Annotated in this window: 16 protein-coding genes; 10 read left to right on the top strand and 6 right to left on the bottom strand. The window is 71.9% G+C overall.

Features of this window, described 5'->3' with window-relative positions:
* The 5 genes from mtrB to BLW85_RS16525 all read left to right on the top strand — a co-directional run bounded on the left by mtrB (position 1) and on the right by BLW85_RS16525 (position 6,874).
* A complete protein-coding gene (gene mtrB, locus BLW85_RS16545) occupies positions 1-2,088 on the top strand; it encodes an MtrAB system histidine kinase MtrB (RefSeq protein WP_079172349.1) in 2,088 nt (695 codons plus the stop codon).
* A complete protein-coding gene (locus tag BLW85_RS16540) occupies positions 2,078-3,910 on the top strand; it encodes an LpqB family beta-propeller domain-containing protein (RefSeq protein ID WP_177330008.1) in 1,833 nt (610 codons plus the stop codon). Before mtrB ends, BLW85_RS16540 begins: the two co-directional genes overlap by 11 nt.
* Before the next feature lie 131 nt (positions 3,911-4,041).
* Positions 4,042-4,908 carry a ComF family protein gene (locus BLW85_RS16535; protein ID WP_074992451.1) on the top strand — a complete coding sequence of 289 codons (867 nt, stop codon included), beginning with the start codon at positions 4,042-4,044 and terminating at the stop codon, positions 4,906-4,908.
* Positions 4,909-5,221: 313 nt separating this feature from the next.
* Positions 5,222-5,914, top strand: coding sequence for a ribosome hibernation-promoting factor, HPF/YfiA family (hpf, locus tag BLW85_RS16530; protein WP_107409311.1), 693 nt, complete (start codon positions 5,222-5,224; stop codon positions 5,912-5,914).
* Between the two features lie 204 nt (positions 5,915-6,118).
* A complete protein-coding gene (locus BLW85_RS16525) occupies positions 6,119-6,874 on the top strand; it encodes a response regulator (protein ID WP_070022665.1) in 756 nt (251 codons plus the stop codon).
* A 27-nt stretch (positions 6,875-6,901) separates the two neighbouring features.
* On the opposite strand, the gene BLW85_RS16520 is transcribed toward BLW85_RS16525, so the two are convergent.
* Positions 6,902-8,077 (bottom strand): winged helix-turn-helix domain-containing protein, encoded by a 1,176-nt coding sequence (locus BLW85_RS16520; RefSeq protein WP_074992450.1) that lies wholly within the window; start codon positions 8,075-8,077, stop codon positions 6,902-6,904.
* Between the two features lie 48 nt (positions 8,078-8,125).
* A complete protein-coding gene (locus tag BLW85_RS16515; protein ID WP_070022667.1) occupies positions 8,126-8,698 on the bottom strand; it encodes a GNAT family N-acetyltransferase in 573 nt (190 codons plus the stop codon).
* Positions 8,699-8,952: 254 nt separating this feature from the next.
* Here BLW85_RS16515 and secA point away from each other — a divergent pair, with 254 nt between their 5' ends.
* A complete protein-coding gene (gene secA / locus BLW85_RS16510; protein ID WP_070022668.1) occupies positions 8,953-11,766 on the top strand; it encodes a preprotein translocase subunit SecA in 2,814 nt (937 codons plus the stop codon).
* An 80-nt stretch (positions 11,767-11,846) separates the two neighbouring features.
* Here secA and BLW85_RS16505 read toward each other — a convergent pair whose 3' ends face one another.
* Positions 11,847-12,347 (bottom strand): Rv3235 family protein, encoded by a 501-nt coding sequence (locus BLW85_RS16505; RefSeq protein ID WP_070022669.1) that lies wholly within the window; start codon positions 12,345-12,347, stop codon positions 11,847-11,849.
* A gap of 304 nt (positions 12,348-12,651) precedes the next feature.
* On the opposite strand from BLW85_RS16505, the gene BLW85_RS16500 reads away from it, so the two are divergent.
* Together BLW85_RS16500 and BLW85_RS16495 are read left to right on the top strand one after the other, a co-directional pair.
* Complete coding sequence (locus BLW85_RS16500) at positions 12,652-13,164, top strand: DUF6912 family protein (protein WP_070022670.1); 513 nt, start codon at positions 12,652-12,654, stop codon at positions 13,162-13,164.
* A 57-nt stretch (positions 13,165-13,221) separates the two neighbouring features.
* Positions 13,222-13,890 (top strand): HAD family hydrolase, encoded by a 669-nt coding sequence (locus BLW85_RS16495; RefSeq protein ID WP_074992449.1) that lies wholly within the window; start codon positions 13,222-13,224, stop codon positions 13,888-13,890.
* A 51-nt stretch (positions 13,891-13,941) separates the two neighbouring features.
* Here BLW85_RS16495 and BLW85_RS16490 read toward each other — a convergent pair whose 3' ends face one another.
* Positions 13,942-14,508, bottom strand: a complete 567-nt coding sequence (locus tag BLW85_RS16490; RefSeq protein ID WP_070022672.1) for a DJ-1/PfpI family protein — start codon at positions 14,506-14,508, stop codon at positions 13,942-13,944.
* Positions 14,509-15,063: 555 nt separating this feature from the next.
* Here BLW85_RS16490 and BLW85_RS16485 point away from each other — a divergent pair.
* Together BLW85_RS16485 and BLW85_RS16480 are read left to right on the top strand one after the other, a co-directional pair.
* A complete protein-coding gene (locus BLW85_RS16485) occupies positions 15,064-20,016 on the top strand; it encodes an NAD-glutamate dehydrogenase (protein ID WP_070022673.1) in 4,953 nt (1,650 codons plus the stop codon).
* A 196-nt stretch (positions 20,017-20,212) separates the two neighbouring features.
* Positions 20,213-21,727, top strand: coding sequence for a hypothetical protein (locus BLW85_RS16480; RefSeq protein ID WP_403419778.1), 1,515 nt, complete (start codon positions 20,213-20,215; stop codon positions 21,725-21,727).
* Between the two features lie 83 nt (positions 21,728-21,810).
* Here BLW85_RS16480 and BLW85_RS16475 read toward each other — a convergent pair whose 3' ends face one another.
* Positions 21,811-23,487: a glycosyltransferase family 2 protein gene (locus tag BLW85_RS16475; RefSeq protein ID WP_074992448.1), complete on the bottom strand. Its 1,677-nt coding sequence runs from the start codon at positions 23,485-23,487 to the stop codon at positions 21,811-21,813.
* On the bottom strand, positions 23,484-25,679 hold the full coding sequence (locus BLW85_RS16470) for a CDP-glycerol glycerophosphotransferase family protein (protein ID WP_074992447.1): 2,196 nt from the start codon (positions 25,677-25,679) through the stop codon (positions 23,484-23,486). Before BLW85_RS16470 ends, BLW85_RS16475 begins: the two co-directional genes overlap by 4 nt.
* Positions 25,680-25,768: the final 89 nt, after the last annotated feature.

The raw sequence follows: 25,768 nt of genomic DNA, 5'->3' as shown, positions 1-25,768 counted from the left end.
ATGTCCGGGGACAGTGCCGCTTCGGATTCCGGCATGCCCGGAGACCGTCCGCAGCGGCCTGTCGGCCGGACGGCGGCGGGTGCGCGCGTCAGGCGGCTCTTCGAGGGCGGGCTGGTGCAGGGCGGGGTACAGGGCAGCCCGGTCCTGCGGCTCTTCCTGCGCTGGGTGCGCCGGCCGCTGCTGCCGGTGATGCGGCTGTGGCGGCGCAACATCCAGCTCAGGGTCGTCGCCACCACCCTGGTGATGTCGCTGGGCGTGGTCCTGCTGCTCGGCTTCGTGGTGATCGGGCAGGTGCGCAACGGCCTGCTGGACGCGAAGGTGCATGCCTCGCAGAGCCAGGCCACGGGCGGTTTCGCGGTGGCCAAGCAGCGGGCCGACGAGGCGTCCGGCACCAACGGAACGGGTGCGGACACCGCGCCCGCCACCGCCGACGGCAGTACGGACGGCACCGCGGGTGCGGACGGACGGCCGACGCAGAACGTCATCCAGTGGATGAGCGACCTCGTGGAGTCGCTGTCCAGCGGCGGCGCGGGCGCCTTCGACGTGGTGACGCTGCCCGTCGGTGACGACAGCGGCGGCGGCCGCAGCCCGCGCGGCTCCGGGAACGTCAACCCGACCTCCAGCGTCCCCGCCGATCTGCGCGACCGGGTCAACAGCGGGACCACTGCCGCGCAGAGCTACACCCGGATCGTCTACTCCAACGGCAAGGACTCCCAGCCCGCGCTGGTCATCGGCAAGCAGGTCAACGACCCCAACGGACGGCCGTACGAGCTGTACTACCTCTTCCCGCTCACGCAGGAGGAGAAGTCGCTGAGCCTGGTCAAGGGCACCCTGGCGACCGCCGGGCTGTTCGTGGTCGTCCTGCTCGGCGCCATCGCGTGGCTGGTGGTGCGGCAGGTCGTCACGCCGGTGCGGATGGCGGCCGGGATCGCGGAGAGGCTGTCGGCCGGGCGTCTCCAGGAGCGGATGAAGGTGACCGGCGAGGACGACATCGCGCGCCTGGGCGAAGCCTTCAACAAGATGGCACAGAACCTCCAGGGCAAGATCCAGCAGCTGGAGGACCTGTCGCGGATGCAGCGCCGGTTCGTGTCGGACGTCTCCCACGAACTGCGCACCCCGCTGACCACCGTGCGCATGGCCGCCGATGTCATCCACGAGGCGCGCGAGGACTTCGACCCGGTGACCGCGCGCTCCGCCGAACTGCTCGCCGACCAGCTGGACCGGTTCGAGTCGCTGCTCGCCGACCTGCTGGAGATCAGCCGCTTCGACGCGGGCGCGGCGGCGCTGGAGGCCGAGCCGATCGATCTCAGGGAGGTCGTGCGGCGCGTGGTCGGTGGCGCCGAGCCGCTCGCCGAGCGCAAGGGCACGCGGATACGCGTGGTCGGCGACCAGCAGCCCGTGGTCGCCGAGGCCGACGCCCGGCGGGTGGAGCGGGTCCTGCGCAACCTCGTCGTCAACGCCGTCGAGCACGGCGAGGGCAGGGACGTCGTCGTGAAGATGGCCGCGGCCGGCGGCGCGGTCGCCGTCGCGGTGCGCGACTACGGCGTCGGGCTCAAGCCCGGCGAGGCGACCCGCGTGTTCAGCCGCTTCTGGCGGGCCGACCCGGCACGCGCGCGCACCACGGGCGGCACCGGCCTCGGGCTGTCGATCGCCCTGGAGGACGCGCGGCTGCACGGCGGCTGGCTCCAGGCGTGGGGTGAGCCGGGCGGCGGGTCGCAGTTCCGGCTGACGCTGCCCCGAACCGCGGACGAGCCGCTGCGGGGATCGCCGATACCGCTGGAGCCCAAGGACTCGCGCCGCAACCGCGGCCTGGCCGGGTCCGGTACGGGCCGTGCGGGCGCGGAGAAGCGGGCGACCGTTCCGGCGCAGCAGGGCGGCGGTCACCCGCCCGCGCTGCCGCCGCGCGCCCCGGTCCCGCCCGCCGCCGACCCGACCGCGCTGCCGGGCAACGGCAACGGGGCGCGCGTGGTGCCCCGGCACGTACGGCCCGAACCCGGACGACCCGATCCCGTACGACCGGAGCCCCGGCCGGAACCGGCGCGCCCGGAGGACCCGACCGAGCCAGGGGAGGCATTTCGTGGGCGCTGACCGCGAGGGGGGCGCCCGGCGGCGGCCATGGCGCGCGGCGGCGTACACCGCCTTGGGGGTCGTTCTGCTGGCGGGGTGCGCCTCGATGCCCGACAGCGGTGATCTGCGGGACGTGGAGTCCACGCCCCGGCAGGACACCGGGGTGCGCGTGTTCGCCATGCCGCCGGCCGACGATGCCACCCCGGGCGAGATCATGCAGGGCTTCCTGGAGGCGCTGACCAGCGACGATCCCGCGTACGACACGGCGCGCAAGTACCTGACGACCGACGCCGCGCGCACCTGGCGGCCGGAGCAGTCGGCCACGGTCCTCGCGAACGGGCCGAGCATCGAGACCGACTGCCGCGCCGGCAACCGGGAGGTGACCAACAGCATCACCTGTGTGCTCACCGGCAGCCGGGTGGCCACGGTCGACGCCCGGCAGGCGTACCAGCCCGCCGACGGCACCTACCGCAAGAAGGTGCACCTCGTGCGGGACGCCAAGACCGGGCAGTGGCGCATCGACGAGCTGCCCGACGGCGTGGTCATGGGCAAGTCGGACTTCCAGCGCAACTACACGTCCGTCGACAAGTACTACTTCGCCTCCGGCACGTCGGTCGGGGACGCCGGGGAACCGGTCGCGGTCGCCGATCCGGTGTTCGTGCGCAGCAAGGTCGACCCGATGACGCAGATGGTCGGGTCGCTGCTGAAGGGGCCGACCAGCTGGCTCGATCCGGTGGTCCGCTCCAGTTTCCCGACCGGTACGGCCCTGCAGAAGGGCGTGTCCGGGCTGGCGCCGGACGACCAGAACCGGCTGACGGTGCCCCTGAACCTCAAGGAGTCCCAGGTCTCCGCGGCCAAGTGCACCGAGATGGCGACCCAGGTGCTGCTCACCCTGCGGAACCTGGCGCCGACCCTGGAGTCCGTGGAACTCCAGGGGATCGGCGGCCACCGGCTGTGCGACCTCACCGAGGAGCGCGCCGAGTCCGCCGCGTGGCACGGATCGGCGAAGCGGCCCGAATACCTGTACTACGTCGACGGCAAGCGCCGGCTGGTGCGGATGCCGAGCGGGAGCACCGGCACCGGTTCCGTGCCGGTGCCGGGCGTGCTCGGCGAGGGCGACCGGACGCTCCAGTCGGTGGCGGTGTCGCGGGACGAGCACAGCGTGGCCGCGGTCGACGACGACGGCGCGTCGCTGCACGTCACGCCGCTGACGTCGGACGGCACGCTCGGCACCGCGCTGGTCACCAGCAAGGGCGCGACCCCCGACGAGCGGCTGACCACTCCGAGCTGGGACGCCCGCGGCGACCTGTGGGTGGCCGACCGCGACCGCGGCGCCCCGGCGCTGTACGTCGTGGAGCGCGGCGTCGCCAAGGCGGAGAAGGTCGCCGTGCCGGATCTGCCCGGGGACATCAAGGACGTCCGGGTGGCCGCCGACGGCGTGCGCGTCGCGCTGGTCGTGGAGAAGGACGGCAAGCAGTCGCTGCTGATCGGCCGGATCGAGCGCGACGACCGGACCGGCGAGGGCCCCTCGGTGGTCGAACTCCGTTCCGCGGCGCCCGACTTGGAGCAGGTGAGCGCCATGACCTGGGCCGGTGACAGCAGACTGCTGGTGGTCGGCCAGGAGCAGGGCGGCGTGCAGCAGATGCGGTACGTGCAGGTCGACGGCGCCACCCTGGACGGTCCCGCGCCCGGCGCGCTGCCCGGGGTGAAGGCGATCACCGCGTCCGAGGACGACCGGGTGCCGCTGGTGGCCTACTCGGACGACGGGATCGTACGGCTGCCGAGCGGGGCGCAGTGGCAGAAGGTCGACAAGGACGGGACGGCACCGGTCTATCCCGGCTGAGCGTCGGGACCGCGCCGCCACCAGGGTCTTGTGCGGGTCCGCGCCGGTCCCGCGCCGGTCTCCGCGGGTTGTCCACAGGCCGTTGTCCACAGGGGTGGTGGGCCCGCTCCGGCCTTGGCACAGTGGTGGCCATGCGCGGGTGGTGGCGGGACCTCACCGACCTGGTGCTGCCGACCGACTGCGCGGGCTGCGGGGCACCTCGTACGACGCTCTGCCCGCGGTGCCGGACCGCACTGGCCCGGGGCGCGCCCCGGCGGGTGCGGCCGCTGCCGGAGCCGCCCGGGCTGCCGGTGGTGTACGCGTCGGCGCCCTATGCGGAGGCGGTGCGGGCGCTCCTCCTCGCCCACAAGGAGCGGGGCGCGCTGACGCTCACCGGAGCGCTGGGCGCGGCCGTGGCGGGTGCCGTGCGGGCGGGCCTCGGCGGACCGGTCGGGGCGTTCGGGGTGCCCGGGACCGTGGTACTCGTGCCGGTGCCGTCCGCCCGGTGGGCCGTGCGGGCGCGGGGGCACGATCCGGTGCGGCGGATGGCGCTCGCGGCGGCCGGCGAGTTGCGGCGCACCGGGATCCCGGCCCGGGTGGCGGCCGTGCTGCGCCAGCGCAGACCCGTGGCGGACCAGGCGGGGCTGGACGCGCGGCGGCGCCTTGCGAACCTCGCGGGCGCGCTGGAGGTCGCCAAGGGCGGTGAGCGGCTGCTCGGCGGCGGCCGGGTGGTGCTGGTCGACGACCTCGTCACCACCGGTGCCACGCTCGCGGAGGCGGCGCGAGCCCTGCGGGAGGGGACCGTCTGGTGCCGGGGGAGGGGAAACGGGGCCGCAAGGCCCGTGTACGAGAACGCAACTCGGGAAGGAAGGGAAGAACGACAGACCGGAACGCGACCGGAGAAGGGGAAGTGGGTGCACGGTGCAGTGAAAAACGCGGCGGTGAACGCCCTTGGCGCGCCCTCGTATGCGGCCGTGATCGCCGCTCCGCGGGACACCTTCGAAATAGCCGGGAACTGACTGCGGACCGGCATCGTTGCAGGTACTGAGAGGGTCAATGCACCTGAACGGAGGTACACCGCGGTAGAGGGTGACGACATCCGTCCGGGCGAGATATGTTCGGTTGTGAGGAAAGGCGCAGGCCACACCTCTCATATCCGAATGCCGCGCCGCGGGTTTTCCGCAATTCACCCGCGCCGGTGGGCTGGAGATCCCGCCCATGGGGGAGGAGGAGGTGGACGTCACCAAGTCCGAGGTCCGGTGCTCACCGGACCTGGTGCGAAAGGGAGATGCTCCGCCGAAGCAGCGGAGCGATCCGGGAACGGAGTTCTGCGTGGACATCGTCGTCAAGGGCCGCAAGACCGAGGTGCCCGAGCGGTTCCGCAAGCACGTGGCCGACAAGCTGAAGCTGGAGAAGATCCAGAAGCTCGACGGCAAGGTGATCAGCCTCGACGTCGAGGTGTCCAAGGAGCCCAACCCCCGACAGGCCGACCGCTGCGACCGGGTGGAGATCACGCTCCGCTCCCGTGGCCCGGTGATCCGGGCGGAGGCGGCGGCCAGCGATCCGTACGCGGCACTCGACCTGGCGGCGGAGAAGCTGGAGGCGCGGCTGCGCAAGCAGCACGACAAGCGGTTCTCGCGCCGTGGCGCACGCCGGATCTCGGCGGCGGAGGTTCCCGACCACGTCCCTGGTGTGGCGACACTGAACGGAAACGGCCTCCCCGTGGGGGAGGAGGAGACGGACGGAGTGCCGACCAAGAAGATCGGCTCGCTGGAGGTCAAGGGCGAAGGCCCCCTGGTCGTCCGCGAGAAGACCCACGTCGCCTCCCCGATGAGCCTGGACCAGGCCCTCTACGAGATGGAACTGGTCGGCCACGACTTCTACTTGTTCGTCGACTCCGAGACGAAGGAGCCGAGCGTCGTCTACCGGCGTCACGCCTACGACTACGGCGTGATCCACCTCAGCACCGACCCGATGGTCGCCGAGGCGCAGCCCCCCGCGGCAGGGGGCACGCTGGGCGGCTGACCGCCCGGGCCGAAGCCGAACCGGTGCCCCTGGAGCGCGCGTGCGCCCCCGGGGCACCAGTGTGCGACCGGTTCGCGCCGCGCACGGCGCCTCGGTGCCGTCCCGGCATGAAATCATGGCCGCAAGGGCCCAACCGGTGGGCCGCTGCCTTGGGTTGGCGATGGCACGGGACCACACAGGCCACAGCCTTCAGGGGGAGGAACGATGGCGGACACCTTCGGACCGATGCGGAGCGAGGAGGCCGACGACACCGACGACGGTGTACTCGGCACGGCCCCCGACGGGGGCCCGCCACGCGGGGAACCGATCAGAGTCCTGGTGGTGGACGACCACGCCCTGTTCCGGCGCGGACTGGAGATCGTGCTCGCGGCCGAGGAGGACATCCAGGTCGTCGGCGAGGCGGGGGACGGCGCCGAGGCCGTGGACAAGGCGGCCGACCTGCTGCCGGACATCGTGCTGATGGACGTCCGGATGCCCCGGCGCGGCGGGATCGAGGCCTGCACCTCCATCAAGGAGGTCGCTCCCAGCGCGAAGATCATCATGCTGACGATCAGCGACGAGGAGGCCGACCTCTACGACGCGATCAAGGCGGGCGCCACCGGATATCTGCTCAAGGAGATCTCCACCGACGAGGTGGCCACCGCCATTCGCGCGGTCGCCGACGGGCAGTCGCAGATCAGCCCGTCCATGGCGTCGAAACTCCTCACCGAGTTCAAGTCGATGATCCAGCGCACCGACGAGCGCCGGCTGGTGCCGGCGCCCCGGTTGACGGACCGTGAGCTGGAAGTCCTCAAACTCGTCGCCACCGGCATGAACAACCGGGATATCGCCAAGGAGTTGTTCATCTCCGAGAACACGGTGAAGAACCACGTCCGCAATATCCTGGAGAAGCTCCAGCTGCACTCCCGGATGGAGGCCGTGGTCTACGCGATGCGGGAGAAGATCCTGGAGATCCGCTGACCGGGAAACCCGCCCGGCGCCGCGGCCTCACCCGACGGTGCGCGCGAGTTCCGCGGTCAGCGGGGCGCGCAGGGCGGGCGGGTCCACCCGCTCCACCCGGACGTCGGTGCAGTCCACCCAGGTCGCGGCCTCGGCCAGGGCCTGGGCGACCGCCGGGACCGCCTTGGGGCCGTCCAGGGTGACCTGCCGGGCGACCAGGGTGCGGCCCTCCCGGGCCGGGTCGACACGCCCGACCAGCCGGCCGCCCGCGAGCACCGGCATCGCGAAGTAGCCGTACACCCGCTTGGGCTTGGGGACGTACGCCTCCAGGCGGTGGGTGAAGCCGAAGACGCGCTCCGTGCGCGCCCGTTCCCAGATCAGCGAGTCGAACGGGGACAGCAGGGTGGTGCGGTGGCGGCCGCGCGGCGGTGCCACCAGGGCCGCCGGGTCCGCCCAGGCCGGCTTCCCCCAGCCCTCGACCTCGACCGGCACCAGACCCGAGTCCGCGATCACCGCGTCCACCTGCTCGCCCTTGAGCCGGTGGTAGTCGGCGATGTCCGCGCGGGTGCCCACGCCCAGGGACTCACCGGCCAGCCGGACCAGGCGGCGCAGGCACTCGGCGTCGTCCAGCTCGTCGTGCAGCAGTTCGGCGGGGACGGCGCGTTCGGCGAGGTCGTACACCCGCTTCCAGCCGCGCCGTTCGACGCACACCACCTCGCCGTACATCAGCGCCCGTTCCACCGCGACCTTGGTGCCGGACCAGTCCCACCACTCGCTGGTGCGCTTGGCGCCGCCCAGCTCGGTCGCGGTCAGCGGGCCTTCGACGCGCAGCTGCTTGACGACCTGTTCGTAGGTGCCGTCGGGGAGTTCGTGGTTCCAGTGCGGGCGGTTGCGGTAGGCGCGGCGGCGGAAGGCGAAGTGCGGCCATTCCTCGATGGGCAGGATGCAGGCCGCGTGCGACCAGTACTCGAAAGCGTGCACGTCCTTCCAGTAGGCGTTCTCGACCGTCTTGCGGCCGACCGCGCCGAGGCGGGCGTACGGCACGAGTTCATGGGAGCGGGCCAGGACGGAGATGGTGTCGAGCTGGACCGCGCCGAGATGGCGCAGCACCCCCCGGACCCCGGCGCGCCGGTCGGGCGCGCCGAGCAGTCCCTGGGCCCGCAGGGCGATGCGGCGGGCGTCGTCCGCGGTGAGCGTGGTGGTCGGGCGCGGCAGGGTCGTCATGTCTGCGGACGATAGACGCCGGCACTGACAACGCGTGCCGGGCCCCGGTCATCGCACCGGACCCGGCAGGTACGGGGCGGTGGACGGCAGGCCGAGGTCCGAGGGGAGCAGGGAGCCGACCCAGCAGTCCCGCCGCACCCCCTTGTTGCTGATCGCGGAGCGCAGGGTGCCTTCCAGGACGAAGCCGGCGCGCTCGGCCACCGCGCGCGAGGCGTGGTTGCCGATCTCGGCGCGCCACTCCACACGGTCGACGCCCCGGCCGGTGAAGATCCAGCGGCAGGCGGTGAGCACGGCCTCCGTGACATAGCCGTGGCCGCGGTGCTCCTTGGTGGCCCAGAAGCCGATCTCCGCGGTGGCCGGCGTGTGCATCGTGAGGCTGAGCATGCCGGCCAGCTCCCCGCCGGCGAGGAAGATCCCGAAGGTGAACATCGAACCCAGGGCCCAGCCGTCCGGGACCATCTCGTGCGTGAAGCCGCGGGCGTGTTCCGGCAGATACGGGGAGGGGATCGTGGTCCAGCGCCGGATGTCGGCGTCCTGGGCGGCCTCGAACACCGCCTCGGTGTCCTCGGGGCCGACGGCGCGCAGCCGCAGCCGGCCGGTGGTGAGCGTGACGGGTTCCATCGGCCGATTCTGCTCGTATCGTCCCGCAAGGGCCATCGGTTTCCGCGATCCGTGAGCACGCGATCACATTTCGCACAATTCCCTGCGCGGATGCGGCACTATCCGGATACCCCGTCCGTTGTCCCGGATGAAGCAGTGGCCGGGACGCCAGGCCCTCCCGGCGCGGCCGGGTCCTCGCATACGATGGCCGTTGCTCAGTACGTCACATGGAAAACCGACCGTCCCAGGCCCGACCGGCAAGGAGACCAGCCCCCGTGTCCGTCCTCTCGAAGATCATGCGTGCAGGCGAAGGCAAGATCCTGCGCAAGCTGCACCGCATCGCGGACCAGGTCAACTCCATCGAAGAGGACTTCGTCGACCTCTCCGACGCCGAGCTGCGGGCCCTCACCGATGAGTACAAGCAGCGGTACGCCGACGGTGAGAGCCTGGACGACCTGCTCCCCGAGGCGTTCGCCACCGTCCGCGAGGCCGCCAAGCGCGTCCTGGGCCAGCGTCACTACGACGTGCAGCTGATGGGCGGCGCCGCGCTGCACCTCGGCTACGTGGCCGAGATGAAGACCGGTGAGGGCAAGACGCTCGTCGGCACCCTGCCCGCGTACCTGAACGCGCTGTCCGGCGACGGCGTGCACATCGTCACGGTCAACGACTACCTGGCCGAGCGCGACTCCGAGATGATGGGCCGCGTCCACAAGTTCCTGGGCCTCGACGTCGGCGTCATCCTCGCCAACATGACGCCGGCCCAGCGCCGCGAGCAGTACGGCTGCGACATCACCTACGGCACGAACAACGAGTTCGGCTTCGACTACCTGCGCGACAACATGGCGTGGTCGAAGGACGAGCTGGTGCAGCGCGGCCACAACTTCGCCATCGTGGACGAGGTCGACTCCATCCTGGTGGACGAGGCGCGTACCCCGCTGATCATCTCCGGCCCGGCCGACCAGGCCACCAAGTGGTACGGCGACTTCGCCAAGCTGGTCCTGCGCCTGAAGAAGGGCGAGGCGGGCAACCCGCTCAAGGGCGTCGAGGAGACCGGCGACTACGACGTCGACGAGAAGAAGCGCACGGTCGCGATCCACGAGTCCGGTGTCAGCAAGGTCGAGGACTGGCTGGGCATCGACAACCTCTACGAGTCGGTGAACACCCCGCTCGTCGGTTACCTGAACAACGCCATCAAGGCGAAGGAACTGTTCAAGAAGGACAAGGACTACGTCGTCATCGACGGCGAGGTCATGATCGTCGACGAGCACACCGGCCGTATCCTCGCCGGCCGCCGCTACAACGAGGGCATGCACCAGGCGATCGAGGCGAAGGAAGGGGTGGAGATCAAGGACGAGAACCAGACGCTCGCCACCATCACCCTCCAGAACTTCTTCCGCCTCTACAAGAAGCTCTCCGGCATGACCGGTACGGCGATGACCGAGGCCGCCGAGTTCCACCAGATCTACAAGCTCGGCGTGGTCCCCATCCCGACCAACAGGCCGATGATCCGCAAGGACCAGTCCGACCTGATCTACCGCACCGAGGTGGCCAAGTTCGAGGCGGTCGTCGACGACATCGCCGAGAAGCACGAGAAGGGCCAGCCGATCCTCGTCGGCACCACCTCCGTCGAGAAGTCCGAGTACCTCTCGCAGCAGCTCAGCAAGCGGGGCATCCAGCACGAGGTGCTGAACGCCAAGCACCACGAGCGTGAGGCGTCGATCGTCGCCCAGGCCGGCCGCAAGGGCGCCGTGACGGTCGCCACCAACATGGCCGGCCGTGGTACGGACATCAAGCTCGGCGGCAACCCCGAGGACCTCGCCGAGGCGGAGCTGCGCCAGCGCGGTCTCGACCCCGAGGAGCACATCGAGGAGTGGGCCGCGGCCCTGCCCGCCGCCCTGGAGAAGGCCGAGCAGGCCGTCAAGGCGGAGAAGGAGGAGGTGGAGGCGCTCGGCGGCCTCTACGTCCTCGGCACCGAGCGGCACGAGTCGCGGCGCATCGACAACCAGCTGCGCGGTCGTTCCGGCCGTCAGGGCGACCCCGGCGAGTCCCGCTTCTACCTCTCCCTCGGCGACGACCTGATGCGTCTGTTCAAGGCCCAGATGGTCGAGCGCGTGATGTCCATGGCCAACGTGCCGGACGACGTGCCGATCGAGAACAAGATGGTCACCCGCGCGATCGCCTCGGCGCAGTCGCAGGTCGAGCAGCAGAACTTCGAGACCCGCAAGAACGTCCTGAAGTACGACGAGGTGCTCAACCGGCAGCGCGAGGTCATCTACGGCGAGCGCCGGCGCGTGCTGGAGGGCGAGGACCTGCACGAGCAGATCCAGCACTTCATGGACGACACCATCGACGCGTACGTCGCCGCGGAGACCGCCGAGGGCTTCCCCGAGGACTGGGACCTGGACCGGCTGTGGGGCGCCTTCAAGCAGCTCTACCCGGTGAAGGTCACCATCGAGGAGCTGGAGGACGCGGCCGGCGACCGGGCCGGTCTGACCGCCGAGTTCATCTCGGAGTCCATCAAGGAGGACATCCACGAGCAGTACGAGGCCCGCGAGGCGCAGCTCGGCTCCGAGATCATGCGCGAGCTGGAGCGGCGGGTCGTGCTGTCGGTCCTCGACCGCAAGTGGCGCGAGCACCTCTACGAGATGGACTACCTCCAGGAGGGCATCGGCCTGCGCGCGATGGCGCAGAAGGACCCGCTGGTCGAGTACCAGCGCGAGGGCTTCGACATGTTCACCGCGATGATGGAGGGCATCAAGGAGGAGTCCGTCGGCTACCTGTTCAACCTGGAGGTCCAGGTGGAGCAGCAGGTCGAGGAGGTGCCGGTCGAGGAGGCCGAGCCGGTCGGCGAGGGCGTCCAGGACGCGGTGCCGGCGCAGGCGGGCGCGGGCCGTCCCGAGATCCGCGCGAAGGGGCTCGACGTCCCGCAGCGCCGGGACCTGCACTTCTCCGCGCCCACGGTGGACGGCGAGGGCGGCATCGTCGAGCGGGACCTGGAGGACGACGGCCCGGTGCGTTCCGAGTCGGACGGGCTGACCCGGGCGGAGCGCCGTAAGCAGGCGAAGGGCGGGCGGCGTCGCAAGAAGTGACGCGCAGCGCCTGAACAAGGGCCGGGTTCCTCGGGGACCCGGCCCTTTTCGCGTGCCGTCGCAGGCGTGGCGCGCCCGAGTCAGGGGGTGACCGCCCGGCCTTGGGGGCCGGTCTCCACGGCGGTGCAGCGCCAGCGCAGGTCCTGGCCGAGTTCCAGCCGGAAGGCCAGGGCGCGGAGCTGGTCACCGGCGGCGATGCGGGCGAAGACCTCCAGGGCGCCCTCACCGGCGACGTAGTAGCCGATGTCCCGGACGACCGGGCGGGTGCCGCGGGCGCGCAGCGGGCGGCGGGCGGCGAGGCGGGCCAGGTCGTCGTAGGCGCGGCCGGCCGTGTGGCGGAGCATCCAGTGCACGGGGCGCTGACCGCTCAGGACGGCCAGCAGACGGTCCGCGAACACATCGGTGGGGCGAGACCGCCCGGCGGCCTCACCGGGGACCGTACGGGGCGGCTGCGGGGGCGCCGCGCGCCTCGCGGGGGTGCGGGGCGGGGCGCCGGCGGGCCGGCGGGTGTCGTGGCGGGTCGGCGGGCGGTGGCGGGGGCGCGGACGCGGGTGAGGGGTGCGGCTCATGACCTTGTTCATGGGGGTCCCCGTTCGGCGGGCCCGGTGGATACCGGGCGGTAACCAGTTGGTGGGGCTCTTGTACGGGGCCGGGGAGCGCGCGGCAAGGAGGCGGGCCCCGGCGGCGAGGGGGCGGGAAGGGTCACCGGTCAGGGGGATGGACAAGGGTGCGGGGCCCGGGATCAAGCGGGTGCACCGGGTGAGGAACGGCCCGTGGGGTTGACGTTCGCGGGGTGCGGGCAGGGACCCGAAAGGGGACAGCCGCACGTATCCTGAAGGCCCTCCGGACGGCGGGGGAGCCCATGACCAGGAAAGAGCGGCCAGCATGCGCGTCTACGTCCCCCTGACCCTCCCCGGCCTCGCCGAGGCGCACCGGACGGGTGAGCTCGGGGCCGGCCCCTTCCTCGCCTACGCCGTCACGCCCGCGCTGCGCGAGTGGTACCTCTCCGACGACATCGAGGAGCTGGAGTACGCCGCGCTCGGCCGGGCCGCGCTGGCCTCCCTGCGGCTCCTCGCGGCCGACGCCGACGCGCCCCGGCGCCGGGTCGTGGTGGCCGTGGACGTCGCCGACGGCGCCGCCACCGTCGACCCGGACCGCGGGCTCGACCCGGCCGCGCTGGGCGAGGTGACCGTGAAGGTGACCGTGCCGCTCGCCAAGGCGGCGGCGGTCCACGTCGACGCCGACGACGCGGAGCAGGACGTGACCGCGGCGGCGCGGGCGCTGGCGGCGGCGGACGGCGGGGACGACGACGCGCAGTTCGTGGTGGACGGCGCCGACGACCACGAGCTGCTGTGGTTCGCCACGCAGGAGATCCCCAACCTCGTCGGACGGCGCTGACCAGGAGAAACGAGCGTTCCGGCGGGATTGTCAGTGGGGCCGGGTACGGTCTTGGGCATGGGGAAGCAGGCAAGCGCGCACATCGTCTGGGACTGGAACGGCACGCTCTTCCACGACAACGAGGCGATCATCGGGGCGACCAACGCCGCGTTCGCGGAGCTGGGGCTGGCGCCGATCACGCTGGAGCAGTACCGGGCGCTGTACTGCGTGCCCGTGCCGAAGTTCTACGAGCGGCTGATGGGGCGGCTGCCGACCGACTCCGAGTGGCAGCTGATGGACGGCGTCTTCCAGCGGTGCTACACGGAGCGGCGGGCGCGGTGCGCGCTGACCGACGGCGCGGCCGAGCTGCTGCTGGGGTGGCGGTCGGCGGGCCACAGCCAGTCGCTGCTGAGCATGTACGGGCACGAGGAACTGGTGCCGCTCGTGCGGGGGTTCGGGATCGAGGAGCACTTCGTCCGGGTGGACGGGCGCACCGGCCCGTCCGGCGGGAGCAAGGCGGAGCACATGGTGCGCCACCTGTCCCGGCTGGCGGGGTCGGTCGACCCGGGGCGGACGGTGGTGATCGGGGACGCGGCGGACGACGCGGTCGCGGCGCGGCACGTCGGCGCCGGGGCCGTGCTGTACACCGGGGGCTCGCACAGCAGAGCCAGCCTGGAGGAGGTCGGCGTGCCCGTGGTGGACACGCTGGCGGAGGCCGTCGAGGTGGCGCAGCGCATAGCCGCCTGACCGGGCGTCGCGACGGCCCCCGCCCGGTCCTCGGCGCCCTGTGCACGCCCCTCAGTTCACCGGGGCCTTGGCGCGCAGCACCTTGAGGAACTCCCGCATCCAGCCGGGGTGATCCGGCCAGGCCCGCGCCGAGACCAGCGTGCCGTCGGTCACCGTCTCCGTGTCCTGGAAGCTCGCGCCGGCCGCCTGCATGTCGGGCTCCAGCGCCGGGTAGGCCGTGACGCGCCGGCCGCGCAGGGTGTCGATCGCGGCGGTGAGCAGCGGGCCGTGGCAGATCTGGGCGACCGGCTTGTCCGCGTCGAAGAAGGCCTTCAGGATCTTGCGCAGTTCGGGATCGTTGCGCAGGTACTCGGGGGCCCGCCCGCCGGGGATCACCAGCGCGACGTACTCCCCGGGGTCCACCTCGGCGAAGGAGAGGTCGGCGGGCCAGGTGTAGCCGGGCTTCTCGGTGTAGGTGTCGTAGCCGGGCTCGAAGTCGTGCACGACGAAGCGGAGCGTCTTTCGGGAGGGGGCCGCGATGTCGACGCCGTAGCCCTCCTCGCGCAGCCGCTGGTAGGGATAGAGGACTTCCAGGGACTCCGCTGCGTCACCGGTGACGATGAGGATCTTCGCGGGCATGTCGGCGCTCCTCCGGACAGGGACAGGCTCCTGGTCGTTCCCAGGGTGCGGCGCGAGGCGGCCGGACGCTACCCCGTCGCGCCCCTCGACCGGCTGATTCCGGTTACGCCACCCGGGTGGCGCCGGACGCTGTGCAGAACGTCAAACTTTGACCCCCTGTTTTGTACACATACGGCTCATGACGGTTCCAGGGTGAGGAGCGATAGCCTTGTGGCGTGATCAGCGCGATAGCTCGCGGGGCCGATCCGGCTCCCGCCCTGCGCCCGGGTTGCACGGAGTACCTCCGTGACCGGGCGGCGGTCGCTGGTCTTCGCGGGCGGTGCGGGGGCGCGGATGCCTCCCGGACGCCGGGGACGGCCCGGACGGCGACGGTGCCGAGAGCAGCGTCACACCCGGCGGTCGTGTCGGAAAAGGCCGAATACCCCCCGCTCATCTCACCTCGCGGCATAGCGTCGGAACGGACCGGAGACCCCGGGCCGTGGCGTCGAGCCGCGGGGGAAGAGCCAGTACTTCCTTCTACGTCACGCAACGGCGCGCGACAGGAGCCAGAGGACAATGCAGACCAAGCTGGACGAAGCCAAGGCCGAGCTGCTCGAGAGGGCCGCCCGGGTAGCTGAGAACAGCCCGGTCGGGGGGCACCTACCGACCGGGACGACGGGGGAGGGTGCCCCGGACACCCCGGACAGCGAGTCCACCCTCGCCTTCCTCCAGCGCTACTACCTGCACACGGCACCGGAAGACCTCGCCGACCGCGACCCGGTCGACGCCTTCGGCGCCGCGGTCTCGCACTACCGTCTCGCCGAGAACCGCCCCCAGGGCACCGCGAACGTCCGGGTGCACACCCCGACGGTCGAGGAGAACGGCTGGACGTGCAGCCACACGGTCGTCGAGGTCGTGACCGACGACATGCCGTTCCTGGTGGACTCCGTCACCAACGAGCTGACGCGCGGCGGACGCGGCATCCACGTCGTGATCCACCCCCAGTTCGTGGTCCGCCGCGACCTCACCGGCAAGCTGCTGGAGGTCCTGCCGACCCCGCCCACCTCCGCCGGTGACCTGCCGCACGACGCGCACGTCGAGTCCTGGATCCACGTCGAGATCGACCGGGAGACCGACCGCGCCGACCTCAAGCAGATCGCCGCCGACCTGCTGCGCGTGCTGTCCGACGTCCGGGAGGCCGTCGAGGACTGGGAGAAGATGCGCGAGGCGGCGACCCGGATCGCCGGCGAGCTGGAGACCGAGCCGGTCCCCGCCGACATGCCGCGGCCGGAGGTCGAGGAGGCCCGCGAGCTGCTGCGCTGGCTCTCCTCCGACCACTTCACCTTCCTGGGCTACCGCGAGTACGAGCTGCGCGGGGACGACACCCTGGCCGCCGTGCCCGGCACCGGCCTCGGCATCCTGCGCTCCGACCCGCAGCACGCGGAGGACGACCAGCACCCGGTCAGCCCCTCCTTCGAGCGGCTGTCGGCCGACGCGCGCGCCAAGGCCCGCGAGCACAAGCTGCTGGTGCTGACCAAGGCGAACAGCCGGGCCACCGTGCACCGGCCGTCGTACCTGGACTACATCGGCGTCAAGAAGTTCGACAAGGACGGCAACGTCGTCGGCGAGCGGCGCTTCCTCGGCCTGTTCTCCTCGGCCGCGTACACCGAGTCGGTGCGCCGGGTGCCCGTCATCCGCCGCAAGGTGGCCGAGGTGCTGGACCGCGCCGGGTTCTCGCCCAACAGCCACGACGGCCGCGACCTGCTCCAGATCCTGGAGACCTACCCGCGCGACGAGCTGTTCCAGACGCCGGCCGCCGAGCTCCAGTCCATCGCCACCAGCGTGCTCTACCTCCAGGAGCGGCGCCGGCTGCGGCTCTACCTGCGCCAGGACGAGTACGGCCGCTACTACTCGGCCCTCGTCTACCTGCCGCGCGACCGCTACACCACCGGTGTGCGCCTGCGGATCATCGACATCCTGAAGGAGGAGCTGGGCGGCACCAGCGTCGACTTCACCGCCTGGAACACCGAGTCGATCCTGTCCCGGCTGCACTTCGTCGTGCGCGTCCCGCAGGGCACCGAGCTGCCCGAGCTGTCCGACGCCGACAAGGAGCGCATCGAGACCCGCCTGGTCGAGGCCGCCCGCTCCTGGGCGGACGGGTTCGCCGAGGCGCTCAACGCCGAGTGCGGCGAGGAGCGCGCCGCCGAGCTGCTGCGCCGCTACACCAACGCCTTCCCCGAGGGCTACAAGGCCGACCACAGCCCCCGCGCGGCCGTCGCCGACCTGGTGCACCTGGAGCGGCTCACCCGCGACAGGGGCAACGACTTCGCGCTGAGCCTGTACGAGCCGGTGGGCGCCGCCCCCGACGAGCGCCGCTTCAAGATCTACCGCACCGGCGAGGCCGTCTCGCTGTCCGCGGTGCTGCCGGTGCTCCAGCGCATCGGCGTCGAGGTCGTCGACGAGCGGCCGTACGAGCTGCGCTGCTCGGACCGCACCACCGCCTGGATCTACGACTTCGGCCTGCGCATCCCGACGCTCGGCGGCGCGGGCGGCGACCTGCTGGGCGACGACGGCCGCGAGCGCTTCCAGGAGGCGTTCGCCGCCACCTGGACCGGCCGCGCGGAGAACGACGGCTTCAACGCCCTCGTGCTCAGCGCCGGGCTGAACTGGCGCGAGGCCATGGTGCTGCGCGCCTACGCCAAGTACCTGCGCCAGGCCGGTTCGACCTTCTCGCAGGACTACATGGAGGACACCCTCCGCAACAACGTCCACACCACCCGCCTGCTCGTCTCCCTCTTCGAGGCGCGGATGTCGCCGGAGCGGCAGGGGGCCGGCCTGGAGCTGACGGACGCACTGCTGGAGGAGCTGGACGCGGCGCTGGACCAGGTGGCGAGCCTGGACGAGGACCGCATCCTGCGCTCCTTCCTGACCGTCATCAAGGCGACCCTGCGCACCAACTTCTTCCAGCGGCGCGCCGACGGCAGCCCGCACGACTACGTGTCGATGAAGTTCGACCCGCAGGCCATCCCGGACCTGCCCGCGCCGCGCCCGGCGTTCGAGATCTGGGTGTACTCGCCGCGCGTCGAGGGCGTGCACCTGCGCTTCGGCAAGGTCGCGCGCGGTGGTCTGCGCTGGTCCGACCGGCGCGAGGACTTCCGCACCGAGATCCTGGGCCTGGTCAAGGCGCAGATGGTGAAGAACACCGTCATCGTGCCGGTGGGCGCCAAGGGCGGCTTCGTCGCCAAGCAGCTGCCGGACCCGGCCAAGGACCGCGACGCCTGGCTGGCCGAGGGTGTCGCCAGCTACAAGACCTTCATCTCGGCGCTGCTGGACATCACCGACAACATGGTCGGCGGCGAGGTCGTCCCGCCCAAGGACGTGGTCCGGCACGACGGCGACGACACCTACCTGGTCGTCGCGGCCGACAAGGGCACCGCCACCTTCTCCGACATCGCCAACGGGGTCGCCGAGAAGTACAACTTCTGGCTCGGCGACGCCTTCGCCTCCGGCGGCTCGGCGGGCTACGACCACAAGGGCATGGGCATCACCGCGCGCGGCGCGTGGGAGTCCGTCAAGCGGCACTTCCGCGAGCTGGGCGTGGACACCCAGTCCGAGGACTTCACGGTCGTCGGCATCGGCGACATGTCCGGTGACGTGTTCGGCAACGGCATGCTGCTGTCCGAGCACATCCGCCTGGTCGCCGCCTTCGACCACCGGCACATCTTCATCGACCCGAACCCGGACGCGGAGACCTCGTACGCCGAGCGCCGCCGCCTGTTCGAGCTGCCCCGTTCCAGCTGGGCGGACTACAACAAGGAGCTGCTGTCGGCGGGCGGCGGGATCTTCCCGCGCAGCGCCAAGTCGATCCAGCTCAACGCGCACATCCGCGAGGCCCTCGGCATCGAGGACAAGGTCGCCAAGATGACCCCGGCCGACCTGATGAAGACGATCCTCAAGGCGCCGGTCGACCTGCTGTGGAACGGCGGCATCGGCACCTATGTGAAGTCCTCCGCGGAGTCCAACGCGGACGTCGGCGACAAGGCCAACGACGCCATCCGCGTCGACGGCGCCGACCTGCGGGTCAAGGTCGTCGGCGAGGGCGGCAACCTGGGTCTGACCCAGCTCGGCCGGATCGAGTTCGCCGCACAGGGCGGCAAGATCAACACCGACGCGATCGACAACAGCGCCGGCGTGGACACCTCCGACCACGAGGTGAACATCAAGATCCTGCTGAACGGGCTGGTCGCGGACGGCGACATGACCGTCAAGCAGCGCAACAAGCTGCTCGCGGAGATGACCGACGAGGTCGGCGCGCTGGTCCTGCGCAACAACTACGCGCAGAACACCGCGCTCGCCAACGCGCTGTTCCAGGCCAAGGACATGCTCCACGCCCAGCAGCGGTTCATCCGCCACCTGGTGCGCGAGGGCCACCTGGACCGGGCCCTGGAGTTCCTGCCGACCGACCGCCAGATCCGCGAGCGCCTCACCCAGGGCCAGGGCCTGACCGGCCCGGAGACGGCCGTGGTGCTGGCGTACACGAAGATCACGGTCGCCGAGGAGCTGCTGCACACCTCGCTGCCGGACGACCCGTACCTGCGCACCCTGCTGCACGCGTACTTCCCGACCGCGCTGCGCGAGCGGTTCGCGGAGGCCGTCGACAACCACCCGCTGCGCCGCGAGATCACCACCACGGTGCTGGTCAACGACACGGTCAACACGGGCGGTACGACGTATCTGCACCGGCTGCGCGAGGAGACCGGCGCCTCCCTGGAGGAGATCGTCCGCGCCCAGACCGCGGCCCGCGCGATCTTCTGCTCGGCCCCGGTGTGGGACGCGGTGGAGGCCCTGGACAACCGGGTCGACGCGGACGTGCAGACCCGGATCCGGCTGCACTCGCGGCGCCTGGTCGAGCGCGGCACCCGCTGGCTGCTCAACAACCGCCCGCAGCCGATCCAGCTCGCCGAGACGGTGGAGTTCTTCGCCGAGCGCGTCGAGCAGGTCTGGCAGCAGCTGCCCAAGCTGGTGCGCGGCGCGGACCTGGAGTGGTACCAGCACGTGTACGACGAGCTGTCCGCGGCCGGCGTCCCGGACGAACTGGCCGCCCGCGTGGCCGGGTTCTCCTCCGCCTTCCCGGCGCTCGACATCGTCTCGGTGGCCGACCGGATGGGCAAGGAGCCGCTGGACGTCGCCGAGGTCTACTACGACCTCGCCGACCGCCTCGGCATCAGCCAGCTGATGGACCGCATCATCGAGCTGCCGCGCAACGACCGCTGGCAGTCCATGGCCCGCGCCTCCATCCGCGAGGACCTGTACGCGGCCCACGCGGCGCTCACCGCGGACGTGCTCACGGCGGGCAACGGCACCTCGACGCCGGAGCAGCGCTTCGGGGAGTGGGAGCAGCGCAACGCCCCCATCCTGAGCCGGGCGCGCACCACCCTGGAGGAGATCCGCAGCTCGGACTCCTTCGACCTCGCCAACCTGTCGGTGGCGATGCGGACGATGCGGACGCTGCTGCGCACGCACTCGTAGCCGTAGGACGACGGGAACGCCCCGGGCCGATGGACCATCGGACCGGGGCGTTCCCTTTCTTGCCGACCTTTGTACAAAAACGATCTGCCGATTTACCGTTTCCTGCTAATCGGTGTGATTCGGATAGGGTCTGCGCTGTGAGAGCCAATTACCTGGGCTTTCATTTTTCGTCTATCCATACGGGTGTTCCAACAGGATGCACGCAGCGCCGTCTGACCTCGAAGAGCACGTGAGCCGCCGCACGCCGCCGAACGGCACCGCGCGGGCGGCCAGGGCACTGCCCCAGGCCGCCGCCGTGCTGGTCCTGGTGCTGCTGCTCCTGGTGATCGTCCGGCTGCCGTGGATCGGCGACCTGGGCATGCACGCGGCCACCGTCCAGCGGCTGAGCCACGACCTGCTGCACCCCGGCAACCCGCTGGTCGACGCGGACACCCCGAGCCCGTACTACTCGCCGTGGATGCTGGTGCTGGGCGCGCTCGCCAAGGTGACCGGACTGTCGGTGTTCGTGGTGCTGCGCGTCGCCGCGCTGGTGGGGCTCACCCTGCTGGTCACCGGCGTGTGGCGGTACGTGCGCACGCTCAGCGCGCACCGGGCGGCGCCGGCGCTGGCCCTGCTCAGCCTGGTGCTGCTGTGGGGGACGGCGGTCCTCAACTGGAGCGGCTTCGTCGGCCTGCACTCCCTCGCGCTGACCATCGCCTACCCGAGCGTGTTCGCGCTCGGACTCACCTTCCACTTCTGGGCCTGGCTCACCCGCGCCCTGCGGACCGAGGCGTCCTGGGCGCGCTGGCTGGGGCTGGGCGTGCTGTGGGCGCTGGTCCTGCTGAGCCACCAGTTCACGGGCGTCGTCGCCACGCTCGGCGCGCTGGCCATGGTGGTCTCCGCGCGGCCCGGCCGCACGGTGTGGCTGCGGCTCGGCGGCGGGCTGCTCCTCGGCGCGGTGCTGCTGTGGCTGTGGCCGTACTACGACTTCTTCTCGCTGTTCTCCGCCGGGTCCGACCTGGAGGCCATCCACAAGCCGCTGTACGAGCACCTGGGCACCCGGTTCGCGCTGGTGCTGCTGGGAGTGGCGGCGCTGGTGCTGCGCTTCCGGCGGGACCGGTGGGACGCCCTCGTGCTGTTCTTCCTGCTCGGCGCGCTGGTGTTCGCGGCGGGCGGGCTGACCGGGCACTACAGCTGGGGCCGGGCCATGCCCGCCGCGCTGATCCCGGCGCAGCTCGCCGCGGCCCTGGAGGCGGTGTCGGCCGGCCGCCGGGCGGTGCGGACCGGGTGGGCGTGTGTGCTGGGCGTCGCGCTGGCGGTCGGGGCGTGGGCGCAGGCCGGGACGCTCGGGTACGCGACCGGCAAGGGGGCGCTGCCGTCCGTGCTGGCGGCCAAGTACCAGGCGCCCTGGGTGGGGTACCACTGGCTCACGCCGTGGGTGCGGTACGGGGACGTGGTGATGGCGCGGACGTATCCGGCGCGGCAGATCCCGGCGTACGGGGCGTACACCGTCGCGCCGGGCTATCCCGATGTGTTCCTGCCGGACGCCGCGCGGCGGTCGGCCGCGGTGGACCGGTTCTTCGCGGACGGTACGTCCCCGGCGCGGCGGCAGGAGATCCTGCGCGAGTACGGCGTGCGGTGGGTCGTCGGGCCGGCCGGTCTGGCCGGGCCGGGCCTGCGGAAGGTGACCACGGGCCCGGCGGACCAGGTCCTGTTCCGGGTCGAGCGCTGAGCCGCCCGCGGCCGGTGTGAAGCACCGCGGCCCCGTGGATGTCCACGGGGCCGCGGTGCTACGGCGCTGTCCTGCGCCCGGCGCTACTTCAGGACGCTCGCCACCAGCTTCGCCGCCTTGCGGACCCTGGGGCGGGCGATCTTGCGCAGCACCGGCCGGATCACCGTGGCCGTCGCGCCCACCGGGCGCCAGCGGAGCTGGAGACGGCCGGGGTTGCGGCCCTCCGGCTCCACCGTGACCTCGTGCGGCGTCGCACCGGAGCGGTAGTCGACGCGGGCCGTGGCCGCGGGGAAGTCCAGCGGGGCCAGCAGGACGCCGGAGTTCCACAGGCCCTGCTGGTTCAGCCGGACCAGGGGGTGGCGGATGCCCTCGAAGCCCTGGAGGGGGAGCTGTGCGGCGGCGAGGTCCAGCCGGACGCTGCCCTCGAAGACGCCGGGGCTGACCGGGTCCAGCCGGAAGGGCACCGTCATCCGGCGCCCGCCGGGGGAGAGGATCAGACCGGCCCGCTGGGGCCCCACGGGGAGCCGCAGCCCGGGGTCGTACGTGCGGATGGCCAGCGTGAGCGAGGCCCCGTTGCCGCGGGTCAGTTCGGTGATCTCGTGGCGGAACTGCGCCGTCGGGAACGGACGCGTGTCCAACTCCAGGTCGGCGACGGACAGTTCACGGCGGCCCCGGTCCGTGTCCGGGACGCTGTCGCCCCAGTACGGCACACCCGCCGCGTCCGGGGTGACCCGGCGCGGCGCCACCTCCTGGCCGAGTCCGCGCGCCGCCGCCCGGACGTCGGCGAGGCGGCCCGAGCGCAGCAGTTCGAGGACGATCCGCTCGGGCCGGGGCAGCCTGGTGTAGGCGCCGGGGGCCAGGGTGTCCAGGTACGGGTTCATGATGTCCGCGAACGCGGCCAGCCACTCGTCGTCCCGGTAGGGCAGGTCGCCCGCGTACATCCGGAAGTCGTGCTTGAGGAACTTGTAGTCCTTGTCCTCCCGCAGCCCCGCGTGCCCGCTCTCCACCAGGAAGTCGTCGATGAGCCGCTGGACGTGCACCCGGTCGCGGACGTTGGTGACCTTGTGCCGCTGGTTGGAGATGGACGCCGAGGCGGCCGCCGCGTACGGGTCGATGTACCAGACGTACACCGGGTCCGGGATGATCGTGAACGCCTTGGCCAGGCAGTACGCCTGCGCCGAGAACAGCTGGTCCTCGTAGTGGATGCCCTCGGGGAAGCGCAGGTCGTGCCGGTCCAGGAAGGCGCGCGCGTACATCTTGCTGGTCGACAGGTGCTCGAAGAACAGCCGCGGGTCCGCCTCGATGCCCTCGATCGTGCGGTGCTCGGCGACCAGGTGCGGCATCCACGTCGTACGGCGGCCGTTGTCCACGCGGACCCGGCGCACCGCGCCCATGGTGAAGTCGACCTCGCGCTCGCGGTGCGCGGCCAGCAGCAGTTCCACGGCGTCGGGCGGGAGTTCGTCGTCGCTGTCGAGGAACATCAGATACGGCGCGCGGGCGATCTCGACGGCCCGGTTGCGCGGCGCGCTGCACCCGCCGCTGTTCTCCGGCAGCCGCAGGTAGCGGACGCGGGGGTCCTCGGCCTCCAGACGGCGCGCCACGGTCGGCGTGTCGTCGGTGGAGTGGTCGTCGCTGATGATGATCTCGATGTTGGCGTGCGTCTGCGCGCGCAGCGAGGCGACCGCCCGGGGCAGGCGGGCCGCGTCGTTGTAGACGATGACGGTGACCGTGACGTCGGGGGTCGTGGCCGGGGTCGTCATGCCGTGGCCTCCTCGGGGGTCGGGGCGGGGGTGCGGTCCTCGATCGGCAGCACCGGTGGCAGCGCCTCCTCCGGCTCGCCGAGGAACACCCGGCGCACGACCCGCTCGGCGGCGCGGCCGTCGTCGTACTCGCAGAACCGGCGCCGGAAGGCGCTGCGGGCCTTGGCCGCGCTGTCGTCGCGCCAGGCGCCGGAGCGGAAGATCTCCGTCAGCTCCTCCTGGGTGCGGGCGACCTGCCCGGGGTGCTCGGTCATCAGGTCGAAGTAGACGCCGCGGGTGGTGCGGTAGGTCTCCCAGTCGTCGGCGTAGACGACGATCGGGCGGTCCAGGTTGGCGTAGTCGAACATGATCGACGAGTAGTCCGTGACCAGCGCGTCGGCGGCCAGGCACAGCTCCTCGACGGGGTCGTAGGAGGAGACGTCGATGATCCGGCCGGAGCGGCGCAGACCGGTCAGCGGGGAGGTGGCGCCGCCGTAGAAGTAGTGGGCGCGCACCAGCAGGACCGTGTCCTCGCCGAGCCGGTCGGCGAGTTCGGCGAGGTCGAGGCGCGGGGTGAAGCCGGCCTCGTAGTCGCGGTGGGTGGGGGCGTAGAGCACCGCCGTCTTGCCCGGCGCGATGCCGAGCCGTTCGCGGGCGGCGCGCACCGCGGCGGCGTCGCTGGTGTAGAAGACGTCGTTGCGCGGGTAGCCGTAGTCCAGCGAGGTGTAGCGGGCCGGGTAGGCGCGTTCCCACATCCGGGTGGAGTGGCTGTTGGCGCTGACGCTGTAGTCCCAGCGGTCGATGCGGGCCAGCAGCGCGGCGAAGTCCAGGCCCTTGGCGGCGGCCGGGTGCTCGATCTGGTCCAGGCCCATGCGCTTGAGCGGGGTGCCGTGGTGGGTCTGGAGGTGGATCGCGTCGGGCCGCTTGACCACCGCGTTGGGGAAGTTGACGTTGTTGACGAGGTACTTGGCGGTGGCCAGCACCTCCCAGTAGCGGCGGGTGCCGGGGACCACGTGGTCGGTGCCGGGCGGCAGCAGGGCCGTGTTGTCCTTGGACACCACCCACACCGGGTGGATGTGCGGGGCGAGTTCGGCCAGCTTGGCGGCGATCGCGGCCGGGTTGCAGGCCACCCCGCGCTCCCAGTAGGCCGCGAACACCGCGAGGTGGGGGTCGACGGGCCGGCTCAGGGCGCGGCGGTACTGCTGGTCGCGGAGCTTGGCGCCGACCTGGCGCTTGCGGGTGCGCACGGCCTTGCGCGCGGCGCGCCGGGTGCGGTTGGCGGCCTGGAACGCGCGGTACTTGGTGTACGCGCCCTCCTCCAGCAGCGCGTGCCGCACGCCCTCGACGCCCGAGGGGCGCTCGTAGCGCTCGGGGCGCCAGCGCACCGCGGCGAGGGAGGCGCGGCGGAAGAACTCGCGGGCCACCGCGTCGGGCAGGTTCTCGCCGGCGAAGGTGCGCACCAGGTCGCGCATCATCAGGTCGTAGAGCACCACGCGCAGGGCGCGGCGGTCCTTGGCGAGCGGCATCAGCGACTCGTAGCGCTCGATCAGCCCGTAGCGGTCCTCGGGGGCCAGCGGCGGCAGGCTTTCGGGCCGCAACTCCCGGTTCTCGTACGCCACTTGGTTCAGACAGGCGACGCGGCCCGCGTGCAGCAGGGCGGCGCGGGCGGCGCGCGGCTCGTCGTCGGTGGTGAGCTGCTGCTCGTGCGCCTGCCAGAACTCCCGGCGCAGGGCGCGGTTGCCGAGCAGCGGGGTGAGCCGCAGCAGGTCGGCGGCCTCGTCCAGGGGCAGGGCGGCGCGGCCCACGGCGGCGAGGAAGCGGCCGTCGCGCGAGGGGCGGGCGGCGCTCTGCCAGGTGGTGGTGAGGTGGTCGAGCAGGAGGACGTCGACGGAGTCGTCCAGTTCGGCGGCGCGTTCGGCGATCAGCCGGGGCGCGCCGGCGGGCAGGCCGTCCTTGGCGTGCACGAAGTGCAGCCAGCGGCCGGACGCCCGGGCGGCGCCGGCGGACCGGGCCTGGGCGTCACCGGTGCCGTCCGGAAGCGGGACGACGATCGTCTCGGGGGCGTGGCCCGCGGCGGTCTCCCGTGCCCAGTCGCCGACCGCGGCGACGATGATCTCGGCGTCGGACAGCGGATGCGCTTCGAGCGTGTCGAGCAACTCCGTCAGATGCCCCTGCGCGTTGGGTCCGTAGACGATGACGCTGAGTTGGGGCATCGCGGAGGACTCCTTCGGCTCGTGGTGGAGGGTCACCCTTCATAACATACTGTCACTAAGAGGATGAATGGGATGACCACGTTCGGGGT

The sequence above is a fragment of the Streptomyces misionensis genome, from assembly GCF_900104815.1.
GTDB classification, from domain to species: domain Bacteria; phylum Actinomycetota; class Actinomycetes; order Streptomycetales; family Streptomycetaceae; genus Streptomyces; species Streptomyces misionensis.
Note: the sequence above shows the minus strand (reverse complement) of the source record. Positions and strands in the feature narration are given on the sequence as shown.